Annotated in this window: 20 protein-coding genes; 13 read left to right on the top strand and 7 right to left on the bottom strand. The window is 32.7% G+C overall.

The features are described from left to right. The first annotated feature begins 11 nt into the window (after positions 1–11). From efp to DW269_RS00205, 13 genes are all read left to right on the top strand, one after another. Positions 12–569 carry an elongation factor P gene (gene efp / locus DW269_RS00265; protein WP_117458038.1) on the top strand — a complete coding sequence of 186 codons (558 nt, stop codon included), beginning with the start codon at positions 12–14 and terminating at the stop codon, positions 567–569. 95 nt (positions 570–664) lie between these two features. After that, positions 665–1,009, top strand: coding sequence for an Asp23/Gls24 family envelope stress response protein (locus tag DW269_RS00260; RefSeq protein WP_022424360.1), 345 nt, complete (start codon positions 665–667; stop codon positions 1,007–1,009). Positions 1,010–1,119: 110 nt separating this feature from the next. Continuing rightward, entirely contained in the window at positions 1,120–1,524 is a 405-nt protein-coding gene (gene nusB, locus DW269_RS00255) for a transcription antitermination factor NusB (protein WP_117458037.1), read from the top strand. Beyond that, entirely contained in the window at positions 1,524–2,846 is a 1,323-nt protein-coding gene (xseA, locus tag DW269_RS00250) for an exodeoxyribonuclease VII large subunit (RefSeq protein ID WP_117458036.1), read from the top strand. Before nusB ends, xseA begins: the two co-directional genes overlap by 1 nt. An 8-nt stretch (positions 2,847–2,854) precedes the next feature. Next, positions 2,855–3,076, top strand: coding sequence for an exodeoxyribonuclease VII small subunit (xseB, locus tag DW269_RS00245; protein WP_022424363.1), 222 nt, complete (start codon positions 2,855–2,857; stop codon positions 3,074–3,076). Next, positions 3,069–3,917, top strand: a complete 849-nt coding sequence (locus DW269_RS00240; protein ID WP_117458035.1) for a polyprenyl synthetase family protein — start codon at positions 3,069–3,071, stop codon at positions 3,915–3,917. Before xseB ends, DW269_RS00240 begins: the two co-directional genes overlap by 8 nt. Continuing rightward, complete coding sequence (gene dxs / locus DW269_RS00235) at positions 3,918–5,789, top strand: 1-deoxy-D-xylulose-5-phosphate synthase (RefSeq protein WP_117458034.1); 1,872 nt, start codon at positions 3,918–3,920, stop codon at positions 5,787–5,789. It begins immediately after the preceding gene. Next, entirely contained in the window at positions 5,770–6,579 is an 810-nt protein-coding gene (locus DW269_RS00230; RefSeq protein ID WP_117458033.1) for a TlyA family RNA methyltransferase, read from the top strand. The genes dxs and DW269_RS00230 overlap by 20 nt, the downstream gene beginning before the upstream one ends. Before the next feature lie 6 nt (positions 6,580–6,585). After that, entirely contained in the window at positions 6,586–8,229 is a 1,644-nt protein-coding gene (recN, locus tag DW269_RS00225; protein ID WP_117458032.1) for a DNA repair protein RecN, read from the top strand. Between the two features lie 38 nt (positions 8,230–8,267). Next, on the top strand, positions 8,268–9,443 hold the full coding sequence (locus DW269_RS00220; RefSeq protein ID WP_230310093.1) for a DNA polymerase IV: 1,176 nt from the start codon (positions 8,268–8,270) through the stop codon (positions 9,441–9,443). A 35-nt stretch (positions 9,444–9,478) separates the two neighbouring features. Continuing rightward, the gene (locus DW269_RS00215; RefSeq protein WP_117458030.1) at positions 9,479–10,372 is read left to right on the top strand and encodes a tyrosine recombinase; all 894 of its coding nucleotides are present in this window, start codon (positions 9,479–9,481) and stop codon (positions 10,370–10,372) included. Continuing rightward, positions 10,365–11,564 (top strand): phosphopentomutase, encoded by a 1,200-nt coding sequence (locus DW269_RS00210; protein WP_117458029.1) that lies wholly within the window; start codon positions 10,365–10,367, stop codon positions 11,562–11,564. The genes DW269_RS00215 and DW269_RS00210 overlap by 8 nt, the downstream gene beginning before the upstream one ends. Further along, positions 11,564–11,824 carry a hypothetical protein gene (locus DW269_RS00205; RefSeq protein WP_117458028.1) on the top strand — a complete coding sequence of 87 codons (261 nt, stop codon included), beginning with the start codon at positions 11,564–11,566 and terminating at the stop codon, positions 11,822–11,824. Before DW269_RS00210 ends, DW269_RS00205 begins: the two co-directional genes overlap by 1 nt. Before the next feature lie 90 nt (positions 11,825–11,914). Here DW269_RS00205 and DW269_RS00200 read toward each other — a convergent pair whose 3' ends face one another. From DW269_RS00200 to DW269_RS00170, 7 genes are all read right to left on the bottom strand, one after another. Continuing rightward, a complete protein-coding gene (locus tag DW269_RS00200) occupies positions 11,915–12,271 on the bottom strand; it encodes a DUF6465 family protein (RefSeq protein ID WP_117458027.1) in 357 nt (118 codons plus the stop codon). A 159-nt stretch (positions 12,272–12,430) separates the two neighbouring features. Further along, a complete protein-coding gene (gene purF, locus DW269_RS00195) occupies positions 12,431–13,852 on the bottom strand; it encodes an amidophosphoribosyltransferase (RefSeq protein ID WP_117458026.1) in 1,422 nt (473 codons plus the stop codon). 14 nt (positions 13,853–13,866) lie between these two features. After that, on the bottom strand, positions 13,867–15,576 hold the full coding sequence (locus DW269_RS00190) for a GNAT family N-acetyltransferase (RefSeq protein WP_117458025.1): 1,710 nt from the start codon (positions 15,574–15,576) through the stop codon (positions 13,867–13,869). 1 nt (position 15,577) lies between these two features. Then, on the bottom strand, positions 15,578–16,801 hold the full coding sequence (locus DW269_RS00185) for an ATP-binding protein (RefSeq protein ID WP_117458024.1): 1,224 nt from the start codon (positions 16,799–16,801) through the stop codon (positions 15,578–15,580). Between the two features lie 18 nt (positions 16,802–16,819). Next, positions 16,820–18,184: a PFL family protein gene (locus DW269_RS00180; RefSeq protein ID WP_117458023.1), complete on the bottom strand. Its 1,365-nt coding sequence runs from the start codon at positions 18,182–18,184 to the stop codon at positions 16,820–16,822. Between the two features lie 12 nt (positions 18,185–18,196). After that, entirely contained in the window at positions 18,197–18,469 is a 273-nt protein-coding gene (locus DW269_RS00175) for an ACT domain-containing protein (RefSeq protein WP_255413810.1), read from the bottom strand. 174 nt (positions 18,470–18,643) lie between these two features. Further along, the gene (locus DW269_RS00170; RefSeq protein ID WP_006506646.1) at positions 18,644–18,961 is read right to left on the bottom strand and encodes a PTS sugar transporter subunit IIB; all 318 of its coding nucleotides are present in this window, start codon (positions 18,959–18,961) and stop codon (positions 18,644–18,646) included. Positions 18,962–19,081 lie beyond the last annotated feature (120 nt).

Genomic DNA, 19,081 nt, shown 5'->3' with positions numbered 1-19,081 from the left:
GATATAAAGTTATGATTAATGCAACTGATTTAAGACCAGGAGTAACATTTGAATATGATGGCAATCTTTATGTATGTTTAGATTATAGCCACAACAAGACAGCACGTGCTGCTGCAAACATTCGTGTTAAGATGAAGAACATGAGAACAGGAACTACTACTGAAATGACTTTTGGTAGTAATGCAAAGGTAAAGAAGGCTCAGGTAGAAAAGAGCAAAATGCAGTATTTATATGACAATGGTGGTATGTTAGTATTCATGGATAATGAAACATATGATCAGGTTGAAATTCCTGCAGACCGCTTAGAATGGGAAATCAACTTCATGAAACCTTCTGATAATGTAGAAGTAACAAGCTATGAAGGTGAAATTTTAGGTGTCGCATTACCAGTCAATGTACCATTCAAGGTTATTGAAACTGAAGCAGCAGTTAAAGGTGATACTGCAACAGGTGCAACTAAGTATGCAACTATTGAAACAGGTTACCAGATCAAAGTACCTTTATTTATTGAAGAAGGCGAAGTTGTTGTTGTAAATACAGTTGAAGGTAAATATACAGGAAGAGCTTAATCTCTTCCTTTTTTTCATAGGGGATATTGTATCAATACTTGTAATTATCCCTGTTTTCTTATAAAATATAAGGTAAAGAAAGAAGAGGTAATAGTATGGCACGTAATGAATATTATACATATAAGGATAGCCCAATTAATGGCGATATCATGATGAGTGTTCAAGTTTTTGATATTATCACTAAGCAGGTAGCTGCTGAAGATAAGGATATTAAGCTTGATACATCAAAAGGTTTTTCTGTAACAGGTACTAAGAATCTTGTGAACTGTACAATTAAAGATAATGAAGTTTATATTACAGTTCATGTTCGTATTAAATACGGTACAAACATTACAGCCAAGACAAAAGAATTACAGAAGAAAATTGCTTCTGGAATTAAAGAAATGGCTGCTGTGACAGTAAAGAGTGTTGATGTTGTAGTAGAAGCTATTGATTTCTAAAAGCAAGTCTAACTTGCTTTTATTTTTTTTGAAGAAGCAAAAAGATGTAAAATCTTTTATAAAAAGTGTTGATGTGTTAAAATGAATGAGTATTATGGAGGTCCTTTAAAATGGAAAAAACAATTAGACAAATCGCTAGAGAAAAAGCAGTTATTGCAGTATATCAATGGTTAACAGTTGATGCATCTAAGGAAGAACTTAAAGAATATGTTCATGCTGATGAAGCATTACTTGAAGGAAGATCAGCAGAACAGTTCTGTTATTGGTTGATTGATACAGTTATGGAAAATAAGAGTTCTTATGAAACTTTATTGAATACTAAATTAAAGAGAGGCTGGTCTTTTGATCGTTTAAATAAGATGGAACAGGCCATTCTTCTTGTTGCAACATGTGAATTATTAGAATCAGAATTAGATAAGAGTATTGTAATTAATGAAGCAGTTATTAATGCAAAAGAGTATTGTGATGAAGATTCTTATAAATTTATTAATGGTGTTTTAACTGCAATTGAATAATGGAAAGACAATATGTAAGCGTACATGCTTTAAATCGTTATATTAAAGCTGTACTGGATAGTGATATGCAGCTTCGAACTGTATATATTCGTGGCGAGATATCTAATTATCGTCCACATCCCTCAGGTCATATGTATTTTACTTTAAAGGATGATCAGACAGAATCATCCATTAGTGCAATTATGTTTGCATCACAGGCACGTTATTTAAAGTTTAGACTAAGAGATGGTATGAAGGTATTTATCACAGCACAGGTTTCTGTATTTGAAAGAGCAGGAAGATATCAGCTTTATGTAAGAAGTATGCAGGAAGATGGTTTAGGTAATCTTTACCTTCGCTTCAATGAGTTAAAGCAGACCTTAGAAAAAGAAGGTCTCTTTAATACAATGCATAAAAAGGCTATACCTGTAATGCCTGAACGTTTAGCTATTCTTTCAGCTAGACAAGGGGCTGCCTTGCAGGATGTGTTACGTATACTCCATCAACGTTATCCATTAGTTAGACGAGATATCTATCCTGTACCAGTACAGGGAAGAGATGCTTATAAGTATATTGTAGAGACATTAAGACAGGTTGACCAATTGGGCTATTCTACTATTCTTCTTGTAAGAGGTGGAGGTTCTATTGAAGATCTATGGAATTTTAATGAAGAGGCACTCGCACGTTGTATTTATGATTTAAAAACACCTATTATTACAGGTGTAGGACATGAGACAGATTTTACATTAGTTGATTATGTTAGTGATTTACGTGCACCTACGCCTACAGCAGCTGCAGTAGCTGCAGTACCTTCTCAAAAGGAACTTTTAAGTCATCTCGAAAATAAGATTATGCAATTATCGAATGTCATGAGAAAGACTATTTATCTAGAAAAACAAAAACTAGAACAGTATACACATTCCTATGTTTTTACTGATCCTTCTAGAATATTCGAAACAAAATTCATGAAATTGGATAATGTTCATCTTAAGCTGAATAATTATAAAATTAGAATTAAACAAAAATCACATTATGAAATGCATAAAAAAGCAATTCAACTCAATACGTTGATTAAACAGAAACAATTGATTGAGACAAAGAATATCAGTAATAAACAGGAATTACTTAAAAATTGTTTTGAGAATTATTTGAAAAATAAAAAGACTTCTTTCTCTTATTGTATTGAAAAACTTGATTTATTAAGTCCTTTAAAAACATTACAAAGAGGTTATATCATTTCTAAAAAAAATGATGCAATCATTAAGAGTGTGAAAGATCTTCATACAGATGATACAATTACACTTGTTTATGCAGATGGTGAAAAAGAAGTCATAGTGAAGTAGGTGATGATATGGCAGAAAAGACATATGAAGAAGCAATGGCACGTTTAGATGAAATCATTGATTTATTAGAAAACAATGAAGCGTCCTTAGATGAGAGTTTAGATCTTTATAAAGAAGGCGTGTCACTCGCTGCATTTTGTGATACAAAATTAAAAGATGTAGATCAAGAAGTAACTAAAATTTTTGAGGAAAATCAGTTAAAAGATTATCTAGGTGATGATGATGAATAATATGATTGAAGAAGTGAATGAACGATTAAAAGAAATCTTATCTCAATATCGTCCAGGTTTAGTAAAAGAAGCAATGACTTATTCTGTGATGGCTGGCGGTAAGAGATTAAGACCTCTTCTCTTTATTCAGACATTAAGAGCATATAATGTGGATTATCATAAATATATAGATATTGCATGTGCTATCGAAATGATACATACATATTCTTTGATTCATGATGACCTTCCAGGAATGGATAATGATGATTTGAGACGTGGTAAACCAACATGTCATAAACAATTTGATGAAGCCACTGCCATTTTAGCAGGCGATGCTTTATTGAATGAATCTATGAATGTGATTTTAAGAATGGATTTAAATGATGCACTAAAACTCAAGGTATTAGTTTCTTTATATCAGGCATCCGGGATGGATGGAATGATTTATGGTCAGCAGCAGGATATGTACTTTGAATCGCATAAGGCATCTCTTGAAGAATTACAGGCTATTCATCATGATAAGACAGGTGCACTTATTTCTGTACCAATGAAGATTGCTGGACTTATTGCGAAAGAAGAAGACGCAAACGCTTTAGAAGATATTGGATTCAAACTTGGCCTTGCATTCCAGATTCAGGATGATATTCTAGATGTCACAAGTACAACTGAAACATTGGGCAAAAGAGTAGGTAGTGATATTACAAATCATAAGTCTACATATGTTTCATTACTTGGTTTAGAAGAATCACAAAAGCGTGTAGAAGATTTATTTGAAGAATGCTTAGCTAATGTGTATGGTTTACAACTTAACCATGGATTAATGATTGAATTATTCCAAATTATTATGAAAAGAGTGAATTAAATGGAAATTAAGAAGATTGAGAATCCTCGATTCTTGAAACAATTGAATATTACAGAATTAAATCAATTATCACAGGATATAAGGGATTTTTTAATCGAAAACGTTTCTCAGACTGGCGGGCATTTCTCTAGTAATCTAGGTATTGTGGAATTGACTGTTGCTCTTCATTATGTATTTGATTCACCTGATGATAAATTTCTTTTTGACGTCGGACATCAGTCTTATGCTCATAAGATTTTGACTGGTAGAGCATCTCAGTTTCCTATGTTAAAGAAATATGGTGGATTATGTGGCTTCCAGAATCGTCAGGAAAGTATTTATGATCCTTGGGAAGCAGGTCATTCTTCTACAACTATATCAGGGGCAACAGGTCTGGCTCTTGCTCGAGATCTTAAAAAAGAAAAATTTGAAGTAATAAGCGTGATTGGTGATGCTGCTTTAATGAGTGGAGAATCTTTAGAAGCACTCAATTTCCTTGGTGGTATAGATACAAAGGTTATTGTGATACTAAATGATAATAATATGTCTATTTCACGTAATGTAGGAGGATTATCTAATTTTTTATCTGATGTTAGAATGTCATATCAATATAACCAAGCTAAAAATAATTATACTGAAATCCTTTCACAATCTTCTATGGGACAGAAAATATTTGATGTTACTAAGAAGGTTAAGGATAAGGTAAAAAAGAAAATTTTACTTGATACACCATTTTCACAATTTGATTTGGATTATATTGGCCCAATTGATGGACATAATATAGCTGAATTGATTCGTGCTCTAGAGACAGTAAAGAGTTTAGATCATAGTGTTGTACTCCATGTCCTTACTAAAAAAGGAAAGGGATATGAACCAGCAGAAAAGGATCATTCAGGTATTTATCATAGTGTTGCACCTTTTGATATATCTAAAGGTGTGCAAAAAGTTGTTGATGATGAAAAACATTCATGGAGTCAATCAGTAAGTGATCATATTGAGTATTTGATGAGTAAGAATGATGATATATGTGTGATAACTCCTGCAATGATTACAGGAAGCTGTTTACAGAATATCTTTAAAAAGTATCCTGAGCGATCTTTTGATGTGGGTATTGCAGAAGAACATGCGATGACTCTTGCAGCAGGTCTTTCCCAAGGAGGAGAATTTCCGTTCTTAAGTGTTTATTCTTCTTTCTTTCAGCGTGCTTATGATCAATTGAATCATGATATTGCGAGAATGCATCTTCCATGTCTTATTGGAATTGATCGTGCCGGACTTGTAGGTGGTGATGGTGCAACACATCACGGTGTCTTTGATATTGGTTTGATTGCACCTATTCCAGGAGTAGTTATCATGGCTCCTAAAGATGAAGTAGAAGCGCAGAAACTTATCAATACAGCATATTACAACAAAGACTATCCGTATGTGATGCGTTATTCTAAAAATAAAGTCCTTAATACCCATCAACATACTGATGAGACTATAAAACTAGGTCAGTGGGAATTAATCAAAGAAGCAAATGATGCAATGATTAATGTAGTGACTTATGGCGATAATGTGAACGCTGTAGTAGAAATGGCAGAAGCAGATCATCTACCTATTAATATTATTAACGCACGATTCATTAAGCCGGTAGATACAGAAATGTTGGAAAGAATAAGCGATAAACCAATTATTGTTTATGAAACAGACCTGATCAATGGGTCTTTAGGCAGTATCATGAGTTTATATTATGAAAAGAATCATATAGATGTTGATATGAGTTTTATAGGTATTGAAGATCACTATGTCACTTTTGGAGATAATGAATCCTTATATAAACAGGAACATATTTCGTTGAATGATTTGAAAAATAAAATTGAGGAAATAAAACATGAAAAAAGAAAGAATTGATATTTTATGTGTCCAGCAGGGGTTGTTTGAGTCTAGAAATCAGGCTCAAAGAGCCATTATGGCGGGCATTGTAAGAGATGAAAATGATTATATTGATAAGCCAGGAACAAAGATTCCAGTTGATACAAAACTTTTTGTCAAGGGTGAAAAATTAAAATATGTATCACGTGGTGGTTTGAAACTTGAAAAAGCGATTGAACTATACAATTTAGATCTTACAGATGTCATTATGATTGATATTGGTTCATCTACTGGAGGCTTTACTGATTGTGCTCTTCAGCATGGGGCAAAGAAGGTTTATGCTGTAGATGTAGGAACCAATCAGCTTGTATGGAAACTTCGTAATGATGAACGTGTAGAAGTCATGGAACAATATAATTTCCGTTATGCTAAGCTTGATGATTTTAAGTATGGCATGCCTACATTTGCTTCTATTGATGTTTCTTTTATTTCTTTAAGACATATGTTCAATGCATTAAAGAATGTGATTGCGCCTGATGGTGTAATCGTATCTTTAATCAAGCCTCAGTTTGAAGCAGGTAAAGATGATGTTGGAAAACATGGTATTGTAAAGGATCCAAAGGTTCATAAAAGAGTTATTGAAGAAGTCATTGGCTATGCAAATGATAATGGCTTCTCTTTAAAAGGTTTAACATTCTCACCTATTACTGGTGGGGAAGGTAATATTGAATTCTTAGGTTATTTTGTAAATGATCATCAAGAGAATTCAGCTTATTGTATTGATGATGTTGTAAGTGAAGCACATAAACATTTTAATGAAAGTAGGTGATTTTAAATGTTGAAAAGTCTATTTATCTCTTCTTTTGTCATTATCGATCAAACAACCGTTGACTTTGATGAAGGCATGACAGCCTTAACAGGTGAAACAGGCGCAGGTAAATCTATTATTATTAATGCACTCGAACAATTATGTGGTGCAAGAGCATCTTCTTCACTTGTAAGAAAAGGCTCTAAGAAAGCAGTCATTGAAGGTGTTTTTGATATGAATGATTCAATTCAGAAGATTCTAGACGAATTGAATATAGACGGTGATGATGATCTTATTATCATAAAAGAAATATTAGACAATGGACGTTCAACAATTAAAATCAATTATCGCACTGTCACAAATAGTGCTTTAAAACAAGTGGCTCCCTACTTATTAGATATTCATTCACAATATCAAACACAAGAAATATTTAATGTAAAAAATCATTTAAAGATATTGCAGTCATTTATGAATCACCAGGATGATTCATTACTATCTGAATATCATAAATACTACTTTGAATATAAGAAAATTTCACAGAAGCTCAGGAAACTTGAACAAGAGGATCTGAGTGATGAAAGAATAGAATATTATCAGAAACAGTATGATGAACTAAAGGATTTTGAATATACAGATGAAATAATTGATCAGCTTGAAGAAGAACTCAGAATGATGAAAAACTATGAATCCATGCATAAATATATGACTGAGTTTGATGAAGCTATGTCTGACAAGCAAGGTGCATTAAATCAAATAAATGATGCATTAGGTGCACTTGGTCATATGAGTAATACAGAATCTTTTAATGAATTATATGATGAATTCTATAATCAATATTATAGTATGCAGGATCTTGTAGATCGCATAGAAACAGCGTTTGATTCTATTGATTTTGATGAATATCGTTTCAATGAACTTCAGGAAGAACTTTTTACTATTCATCGCCTGCAAAGAAAGTATGGATACTCAGTAGATGATATCTATCAGGCACAGACAGAATTAAAAGAAAAGCTAGATGCTGCGTTGAATCGTGAAGATGTACTTGCTGATTTAAATAAACAAAAAGATCAAGCTTATCATGAAGCATATCAGATTGCGTCAAAACTAACATCGTTAAGAGAAGAACAGGGACTCATTTTTGTTGATACACTAGAAAAAGAATTAAAAGATCTTTATCTACCTGATGCAAAACTAAAGGTAGATATAAAGGAATGCAGTCTTAGTGATACTGGAAAAGACGACATTACGTTTATGGTTTCTATGAATAAAGGACAGGCTTTTACTCCTTTAAATGAAACAGCAAGTGGTGGTGAAATATCACGTTTGATGTTAGCCATTAAAACAATTACTATGAATCAAAACCAAATGAATACAGTTGTTTTTGATGAAATTGATACAGGTGTGAGTGGTAAAGTTGCTGATGCAATTGGATTAAAGATGCATTCTATTTCATTAAACAATCAAGTATTATGTATTACACATTTGCCTCAAGTGGCCATTCATGCTGATCATCATTATGCGATTAAGAAATCATCTCATGATGAAGAAACATATTCAACGCTTGCAGTATTAAATGAAGATGAAAGAATAGAAGAAATTGCGAAGATGCTTTCTGGTGATGTGATTACTCCAGAAGCAATCGATAATGCGAAAAGATTATTACAGGGATGAGCATATAACACATATGCTCATTTTTTAGGAGGATAGGTATGCGTATTATATTTCATATTGATATGAATGCATTTTATGCAAATTGTGAGATTTCTCAGCATCCAGAATTAAAAGGAAAACCTATTGTCATTAGTCATAATTCTAAAAGAAGTGTTGTCTCTACTGCTTCTTATGAAGCAAGAGAATTTGGTGTTCATTCCGCAATGCCTCTATTTATGGCAAAAGAGAAATGTCCTGATCTAATAGTAGTAGAACCACATTTTAATCTTTATCATAACTTATCACAAAGATTCTTTGAAATCGTTTATACGTATAGTAAAAAGGTAGAAATAGCCAGCATTGATGAATGTTATGTGGATATGAGTGATTATTTCACATCGACTCATGCGCAGCCTTATGTTGTGGCAAAGGAAATACAAGATAAGATTTTAGAAACTTTATCTCTTCCTTGTTCTATTGGGATATCTCCTAATAAGTTTCTTTCTAAAATGGCTTCTGATATGAAAAAACCTTTAGGTATTACTATTATTACTCAAAGAAACTTAAAAGAAGTATTATGGCCTATAAAAGTAGGGGATATGTATGGCATAGGAAAAAAGACAGCACCTAAACTAGAAGAAGTGGGTATTAAGACAATTGCGGATATTGCGAATTATGATAACTATCAGACAATTAGACAATTTCTAGGAAAGAATACACTTATATATTATAATCGTGCCAATGGTAGAGATTTATCTCCTGTTGTTTATGAAGATACGGATATGAAATCTATTGGTCATTCTACGACTTTTGAAAGTGATATTAGTGATGAAGATAGCTTGAAAGAGGAATTCAAGAAGGTATGTTTAACTGTAGCTGAACGTGCATCAAAACATGATATGTATTCTAACTGTGTTGTGATTACATTAAAATATACAAGATTTAAAAGTGTTACAAGACAAATGCTGGTACAGGAATATATGAATGATTATGAGAAAATATATAGCTATGTGATGATGCTTTTTAATAAGCATTATACCCATGAACCATTAAGACTTATTGGTGTTACTCTTAATAATGTAAAAAGAAAAGAAGCAATCATTGAACAGATGAATATATTTGATACAAAGAATAAAGCAGTAGATCCTATTGATAGTTTGATTGAAAATATCAATAAAATGACGAGTGCACATCTGATTAAAGCAAAAGACTATCGTATAAATGGAAAAAGTTAAAAAAAGTTGTTATAATTAGCTAAGAGGTGTGATACGTGCAAGATTATGATTTAAAAGATTTTAAGAGCTATTTAATGTTTGAACGAGGATTAAGCGAGAATACTGTAGATGGTTATATGAGAGATCTAAGAGCTTTTTATGATTATATTGATTATGATATCGAAAAGTTTGATTTGGCTCATCTAGACACTTATTTTAGCGAATTAAAGGATGATGGGTATAAAGTAACTTCTATTCGAAGAAAAATTGTCTCTTTAAGACAGTATAATGAGTTTCTTTCTCGTACAAAAGGGATGAAGGATGTTATGTCCAAATATGAATTACCTAAAACTGAAAAGAAACTTCCACAAGTATTAAGCTTAGAAGAAATAGTTAAGGTGATTAATCATATTGATGATACGACCCCTGCAGGGAAAAGAAATAAGTCAATGATGCTTCTTCTTGTTAGTACAGGTATGAGAATAAGTGAACTTGTTCATTTAGAAATAAATGATATCAATCATTCAGTGTCTAATGTTCGTGTAATAGGTAAAGGTAATAAAGAAAGACTTATTCCTTTAGATCAGGAGACATTTCATTATGTTTATAGCTATATGCAAAATGAACGCTCTTTCTTTGATAAGAAAAATAGCCTTTGGCTTTTTATGATGAATGATGGTCGTCGTATGACAAGAGAAAACTTCTATAACATCTTACAGAAACTTGTACTAGAAGCAGGGGTTAGAGATCATTTTACACCCCATATGTTAAGACACACGTTTGCGACTACGTTATTGGAAAATCATTGTGATTTAAGATCCATCCAGGTTATGCTTGGACATCAGGATATTTCAACCACAACAATATATACACATGTAACACATAAGCAGATTATGGATGACTATAATAAGTTTCATCCAGGTAATGCAAGGAGGAAAGATGATGAGTAAAGAATTATACAAAAGAGTATTTGTGATTGTATGTGATTCTATGGGTATTGGACATGCAGAAGATGCAGCTTTATTTGGTGATGAAGGTGCCAATACGATTGGTCATATTTGTGAAGCAAAAGATGGTTTAAATGTAATTAATATGGAAGGCTTAGGTTTAGGTAATCTAGGAGACTTTAAAGGTATTCATCCAATTGCACATCCATTAGGTACTACTGCTACTTTAAAAGAAGTATCCAACGGGAAGGATACAATGACAGGTCATTGGGAAATGATGGGACTTAAAGTCACTAAACCTTTTAAAACATTTACTGATACAGGTTTTCCTGAAGAATTTATAAAACTATTTGAAGAAAAGACAGGTAGAAAATGTCTTGGAAACTATGCAGAAAGTGGTACTAAGATTTTAGATGATCTAGGAGAAAAGCAATTAGAAACAGGAGACTGGATTGTTTATACATCAGCTGATTCTGTATTCCAGATTGCTGCGAATGAAGAAATAATTCCATTAGAAGAATTATATGAAGCATGTCATATTGCAAGAGAATTACTCATGGATGAAAGATGGAAGGTTGGACGTGTAATTGCTAGACCTTTTGTAGGACGTAAAAAAGGAGAATTTAAACGTACACCTAATAGACATGACTATGCTTTAAAGCCATTTGGTAAAACAGTACTTAATAGTTTAAAGGATGCAGGACTAGATGTAGTAGGAGTTGGTAAGATTCCTGATATTTTTGTAGATGAAGGTATTACAAAAGGTATTCATACTGTTTCTAATAAGGATGGTATGGAAAAGACAATTGCACTTGCAAAAGAAAACCATCATGGACTCATCTTTGTGAATCTAGTAGACTTTGATGCAGTATATGGACATCGTAGAAATGCGATTGGATATGGAGATGCTATTGAAGAATTTGATGCACAGCTCTCTGATTTAATGGCTGCAATCAATGATGATGATTTAATCATGATTACAGCTGATCATGGTAATGATCCTACTTGGAAAGGTACAGACCATACAAGAGAACATGTCCCACTACTCATCTACAGCAAATCATTACATCATCCTAAAAACTTAGGATTACTTGAAAGCTATGCAGTAATAGGTGCAACTATTGCAGATAACTTTAATGTAGAAAATCCAGGTATTGGTGAATCTATATTAAAAGAACTTGAAAGGGATGCTTAATGGAAAAACAGAGAAAAATTATTATAGTCTCTCTTGCAGCAAACTTAATGGCTGTTATACTGTATGTTTTTGGAATAACTCTTGCGAAAGGTAACATCATCATTGAAGCACTATATTTTATTATGGCTTCACTACTTGTTGTATCTGCAGTTATTTCATTATTTAATAATTATAAAAAGTATAAGAAAGCACTTTATATTTATTTGATAATCATCAATGTAGTACTAGAAGTACTATTTATTGGAAATTTGATCATTTAAACGCCGTACAAAACGGTGTTTTCTTTTTTGACAAATAGAGGAGGGGACTAATAAAAAAATCCCCTTCTATTAAAAAGGGGGAGGAATAAACTAGATATATAAAGGCTCATCGTTTTTGAGTACTTGTTTATTTTTTGTTTTCGCAATATAGAAAACTTCACTTGTTTCTGCTTTATAATAAATATCTAAAGTAAGAATTGAAGTCTTCTTATAACCAAGTTCGACAAGGTGATTAATAACCATATTTTCAATATCATCTAAAGATACATCATGATAGTTATACTGTATCTGAATATTCATCTTAACAGGCTTATAAGTAGTCTTAGCAGTTGTTTTCTTAGCTACAGTTTCTTTCTTTACTGTAGTAGTCTTTTTAGTAGCAGCTTTCTTAGGTTTAGCGGCCTGAGTCGTTGTCTTTTTAGATGCTGCAGTAGTAGTCTTTTTCATAATGGAGATCCTCCTTTGATACTCTAATTATTACTATTATTATAGCACACTCAATTTACAATTCAAATGTAACAGATATAATCAAAAAATTACATAATATATATTATGCGAAGTAATATATACAAGAAAGAAACTCCCAATGAAGGGAGTTTTATAGTACTATTTTTCGTCTTTATTTGCACGATCGATAGAATCATATAACTTAGTGACATAATTACCACTAAAGCAAGACATACATAAATCACAGTTTCCATCCATATCATGCTTAACAGATTTCTTTAATCCTTCCATTGAAATAAATGCTAAAGAATCAGCTTCAATGAATTGACATAATTCTTCTACATTCATACGATGTGAGATTAATTCTTCTAGTGTAGAAATATCTACACCATAGAAACATGGGAACTTAATGGCTGGAGAAGCAATTCTAACATGTACTTCTGTGGCTCCTGCTTCTTTTAATAGTTTTACAATACGTTTAGAAGTTGTACCTCTTACGATAGAGTCATCAATCATGATAACTCTTTTACCTTTTACAATAGAAGATACAGCTGAAAGCTTCATTCTTACCCCACGTTCACGCATTTCCTGTGTTGGCTGGATAAATGTTCTACCTACATATTTATTCTTGATAAGCCCCATTTCATAAGGAATACCAGATGCTTCAGAGTAACCAATGGCAGCTGAAATAGAACTATCAGGTACACCAATAACTAAATCTGCTTCTACTGGTGCTTCTTCAAATAAAGTCTTACCACAAGTCTTACGTGCTGTATGAACATTAATACCATCTAGATTACTATCAGGTCTAGAGAAGTAAATATATTCCATTGCACATAGCTTGTTGCAGATAGGCAAAGCTTCAGTATACTTTTTAGATTTAATAATACCATCTTTTACACGGATGATTTCACCTGGTTCTACATCTCTTACATATTCTGCTCCCGCAATATCTAAAGCACATGTTTCAGATGAGAACATATAACCTCCACTTGGAAGTCTACCCATAGATAAAGGTCTTAAACCATATCTATCTCTTGCAACATAAAGAGCATCCTCTACTAAAATAACAAATGCGAATGCTCCATCAATCTTTTCTAATGATTTACAGATACGATCTACAAATCGTCCTGTTTCTCTCTTAATTAAATGACCAAGAACCTCAGTATCACTTGTTGAATTAAAGATTGAACCATTTTCTTCAAGTTCCTTCTTTAATAAGTTAGCGTTTACAATATTACCATTATGGGCAATACCCATCATACCATCAAGAGTACGGAATAAGAATGGTTGAACATTCATGATTCCTCCCCCACCTGCAGTTGAATAGCGGACATGTCCAATAGCTGCATTACCTGATAATTTTTCAATTTTTTCTTTATTAAATACTTCACTGACTAAGCCTTCACCCTTATGGATATTAAGCTTTCTACTTTTATTGCGGACAACAATACCTGCAGCCTCCTGTCCACGATGTTGTAAAGAATGTAAGCCATAATATGTTAATTGAGCAGCATTGTCATCGCCCCATATAGCAACAACTCCACATTCTTCATGTAATTCATCATGATTCTTGATCATAATAGCCTCCCTGTTTAATAGATTTCATTGATATAGCGCTTCTCAAGAGGTGTATTATCCTCCTGATTACACATCATTGTGATCATATCTGTTTTTTCACCATGAATAGACGCCATGCAATCTGTTTCGATGCGAATGTCTTTATAGAAATAAACAGAAATCGTTTTGAGGATGTCATCTAAATATTCTTTATTGTATATAAATTCTGAAATATAGACAAACTTCCCCCTATCATTATAAATCATATATCCCTGTTGTCCATACTCATTTTTAAATGTTAGAACAGAATCGTTAAATGCAGCACATCTAAATCTTAGATAATCATTAAAATAATCTTCATCACGTATTAAATAATGGTTAAAATTTGCTGTATAACGCATGTAATCATCATAGAGATGACATATATCCTGGGACAGGCAGATATTACTAGGAAGGCAATACTTAGCTTTATCAAGCTTATAAAGAATATGTCTATGAGATTCTTTAAAGCCAAAAGGCATATAAATTTCAGGATGATAAGCCTGTAAATAAATACGTTTATCTTTATAAATATCTAATACATGATTCATTAATAATTTCATGAATCCCTGTCCTTCATACTCTCTTCTTGTAGAAACTCCTAGAATAAAATAACTATCTTCGTAATCTTTTACTTTAAAAGGTACAATCTGTAAAGCAGAAATAATTTTGTCTTTAAAACGTACAACGTATGTATTCTCTTTTTTATATCTATACTTGAAATAGAAATCAGTAGAGACTTCATCTTCATCCTCAAAACGGTCCATCCAGATTTCTTTGATTGTTTCAGTATCTTCATCTGTTGCCTGTGTAACGATGGCATCATTAATAAATATACGTGTCTTTTCAACCATATGACAAGGATGCATACGTTCTTTAGAGATACGAAGATTTTCTATTCCCATATCTTCTTCTCTATTTACATATTTAAAATCCGCACATTCATGTTCTAAGAATTCTTTTCTTAAAGTCACATAAAGACCTCTAATAGTTTTATCAGCTTTTTCAATATGAATCTGTATTGTTTCATGCTTTAATGGAGAACCAATCATAAAAGCCTTTAATTCGTTATTAATAAAAATACCACCTATCTTAATAGGTAATTGATCCTGGGTAGAAAGAAGATACATAATTCCATATACTTCAGAAGTTAAGGATTCACTCTGTTCATGCTCTTCCCTTTCCCATTTTAATAGATCACTGAAAATCATAGGCATATCATCATCTGCATTCAATGTACGATATTCATAATTAGGATATTGAGAGATGAAGTTATGATAATTGTTTCTCATCTTCTGCATCTTCTTGCCTGATAATGTAATTAATTTCTCTTTATCATATACATAATCATCTAAATCCCTTGTATGCTCATACACAAATTGTCCAGGACATACTTTCTTTAATTCTTCTACAAAAGATGGAATAGCACAATCAATCATAAAAGGAAACTTATTTTCTTTTGCATAATTCACCATGTATTCAACAGCTTCTTTGTAGTATTCGCAAGATGCAAAAGGCATCGCAAAAAAGCGATGTCCTTTATAGTTATGTAACATGATGCAGAAGTGATCATGAATCTCATATTCAATATGATATTCATGATTCCACATCATCATAGTCACGAAATTTGAGTTATAGCCTTCATAATTGGCTTTATCTAAATAAGGTAAAACAGTATTTAAATCAGATAATTTTAAGGGTTTCATTTTATTTTCCAAGCATCATATGTATAAATTGTTTAGCTACACGCCCAGAATAGCCTCCGTTTCTTAATTCCCATTCCATAGCTAAACGATGGAGTTCATTACGATCAATATCTAAATGATACTGTTCAGCAAGTCCATCTACTATATCAAGATAGTGTTGCTTATCTGGATAAACATAAAGAATCTGGACACCAAAACGGGCAACAAGTGATAATTTTTCTTGTTTAGCATCATTGACATTCACTTCATTGTCATCTCTTTCGCCCCAAGTTTCCTTAATTAAATGTCTACGGTTACTTGTGGCATAAATAAGGACATTATCAGGTTTCTTTTCTAGTCCGCCTTCAATGACTGCTTTAAGATATTTATATTCTGTTTCATATTCTTCAAAAGATAAATCATCCATGAAGATAATGAACTTATAATTACGGTTCTGTAATTCTCCAATAATTTCTGGAAGATGGATAAATTGATGCTTATACACTTCAACCATTCTTAAACCGTCCTTGTAATAACGATTTAATATAGCTTTGATACTTGATGACTTACCAGTTCCATTATCACCATACAATAAGACATTATTTGCTTTCTTACCATTAATAAATGCTTCTGTATTTGCAATTAAACGATCCTTTTGACGTTCATAGCCTATGAGTTGTTCAAGTGTATTATCTTCTATATGATTGATAGAAACGATATTGCCATCTACATATCTAAAAGCCTTATTTAAACCGTATTTACCAACACCATACTTGTGATAATGATTATAGAGGATGTTATAGAAATCTTCAACAGATGTGCTTTGTGCAAGATTATTTTGTAATTCACTGAAGACTTCATAAATCTCTTTATTAATAATTGGCTTAGAATGTGAGAAATGGAAGAAAATCTCTCTATTTAGTCCTTCTAGATCATCAAATGAAGAATGAAATAAATCATAGAAGTAAGTGAGATCTCTCAATACAAGTGCTCTTAATGTATCATCAACATCTACAACACGTTCTAGTGAAAGCGAGAAGACATTTTCATGCATTGCAAGCAAATGAGTAAGTAAGCTCTGCATCAAGTGATCATGAAGATCATATTTTTCAGCAACCTGTAAGAATTTCGCAATAAAATCATGCTGAATTGCCTTATTGTCTAATTGTTCAACGTTCTTTAATAGGAAAAGAACGTCTTCATCATCTGTTAACTGATAATATACTGTTAAATCATTTAAATACACAAATAACCCCTTCTTTCATTAGTTCTTGAAGCTATGAATAGGAGCTGGAATACGTCCACCACGGTTCACAAATTCATCACAAGAGAATGAATTCACTGGCATAATTGGGGCATAACCTAATAAACCACCAAATTCAACTGTATCTCCTACATCCTTACCAATAACTGGAATAAGTCTTACTGCAGTTGTCTTCTGGTTGATCATACCAATAGCCATTTCATCTGCGATAATACCAGAGATTGTTTCGGCTTTTGTATCACCAGGAATTGCAATCATATCTAGACCTACTGAACATACACAAGTCATTGCTTCTAGTTTTTCTAAAGTTAAAGATCCTGCATTGACTGCATCAATCATACCCTGGTCTTCACTAACTGGAATAAAGGCGCCTGACAAACCACCTACATAAGATGAAGCCATAACGCCACCCTTTTTCACCTGGTCATTTAAGATAGCAAGTGCTGCAGTAGTACCCGGAGCCCCTACTCTTTCAAGACCCATGCTCTGTAAACAATCAGCAATAGAGTCACCAATAGCAGGTGTAGGTGCTAAAGATAAGTCAATAATACCAAACGGAATACCTAATGCTTCAGATGCTTCTAATGCAACCAACTGACCTACACGAGTGATCTTAAATGCAGTTTTCTTGATGATTTCGCATAGTTCACCAAAGTCTTTACCTTTTGCGTTCTTAATTGCTTTATGCATAACACCAGGACCACTGACACCAACATTAATAATGGCGTCTGATTCACTGATACCATGGAATGCACCAGCCATAAATGGGTTATCATCTGGGGCATTACAGAAGATAACAAGTTTAGCACAGCCAATAGACTCAATATCCTTAGTAGCATATGCAGTCTTTTTTACAATCTGTCCAAGTAATGCGACAGCATCCATATTAATACCAGTCTTAGTAGAACCAACATTAACACTTGAACATACAAATTCAGTTTCCTTCATAGCCTGTGGAATAGACTCAATAAGCATACGTTCAGCTTTAGTCATTCCTTTAGAAACAATGGCAGTATAACCACCAATAAAGTTAATACCTAATTCCTTTGCACATTTATCTAGTGTTTTTGCAATCTGTACATAGTCTTCTGGCTTCTTGCAGGCTGAAGATCCGATAGTTGCAATAGGCGTAACTGAGATACGCTTATTCACAATAGGAATACCATATTTTTTTTCAATAGACTGTCCTACAGGTACAAGATTTCTTGCAGTAGACATGATTTTGTTGTAAATATTGTCACAAAGAACATCTAAAGAAGAATCAATACATTCAAATAAGCTAATACCGATTGTAATAGTTCTTACATCTAGATTTTCCTCTTCAATCATTTTATTTGTTTCAATAACTTCAAACTGATTAATCATCTACACATCTCCTTATAATCTATGCATCATATTAAAGATTTCTTCATGCTGGATTTTAATATCAACACCAATTTCTTTACCTAAAGCAGCAAGTTCATCTGCTAAGTCATTAAATGCTTTGCTAGAAGCATCATGATTGACAATCATCATCATATTGAAATAACCTTGTACAATAGTCTGAGAGATATCTAAAATATTAATATCATTCTCAGCAAGATAAGTACATACCTTTGCAATAATACCTACCTGATCCTTTCCAACTACAGTAATAATACCTTTTTTCACAGTCGAATCCTCCGTTTTCATAAATTTTTAAACATTATAGCAAAACTAAGTAAAAAGATAAATAAAAAGTGTAAAAATATGCTTAGACTAAATAATAGCCTTTAAAAGTAATTTAAATTGATTGTAATATCAAAAAAAGAGAAGGAATATCTCCTTCTCTTTTGTGTGTTTATGTTATTCGCCTAATAATTTAAGAGCACTAGCAAGAACAGCCTTACCGTTCATTGTTCCGTAATCTCTCATATCGATAACGTCAACAGGGATAGCACCAGCTTTTCTTGAAGCAGCTAACTTTTCGATTGCAGCTTTCTGGAATCTAACCTGTGGGCCAAGTAAGATACAGTCAACTTCTTCTAATACTCTAGGTGCATCAGAGAATGGTAAAGCGAAGATTTTTGCTTCAACTCCCTGTTCCTTAGCTGCGGCTTCCATTTTAGTTACTAATAAGCTAGTAGACATACCTGCAGAACATACTAATAAAATTGTTTTCATTGTCATTACTCCTTTTCTAATTTCTGAATTTATTATACTAATTTTTAGCCATGATGTAAACACTTACCCAAAAGTTTTTTTGGCACAGTACAAAAAAGGATATTCAAAAGGCTATAAATT

The organism is Catenibacterium sp. AM22-6LB (assembly GCF_003435615.1).
Taxonomy (GTDB): Bacteria; Bacillota_I; Bacilli_A; order Erysipelotrichales; family Coprobacillaceae; genus Catenibacterium; species Catenibacterium mitsuoka_A.
The sequence above is the reverse complement of the archived record's forward strand: the minus strand, read 5'-3'. Positions and strand labels throughout refer to the sequence as shown.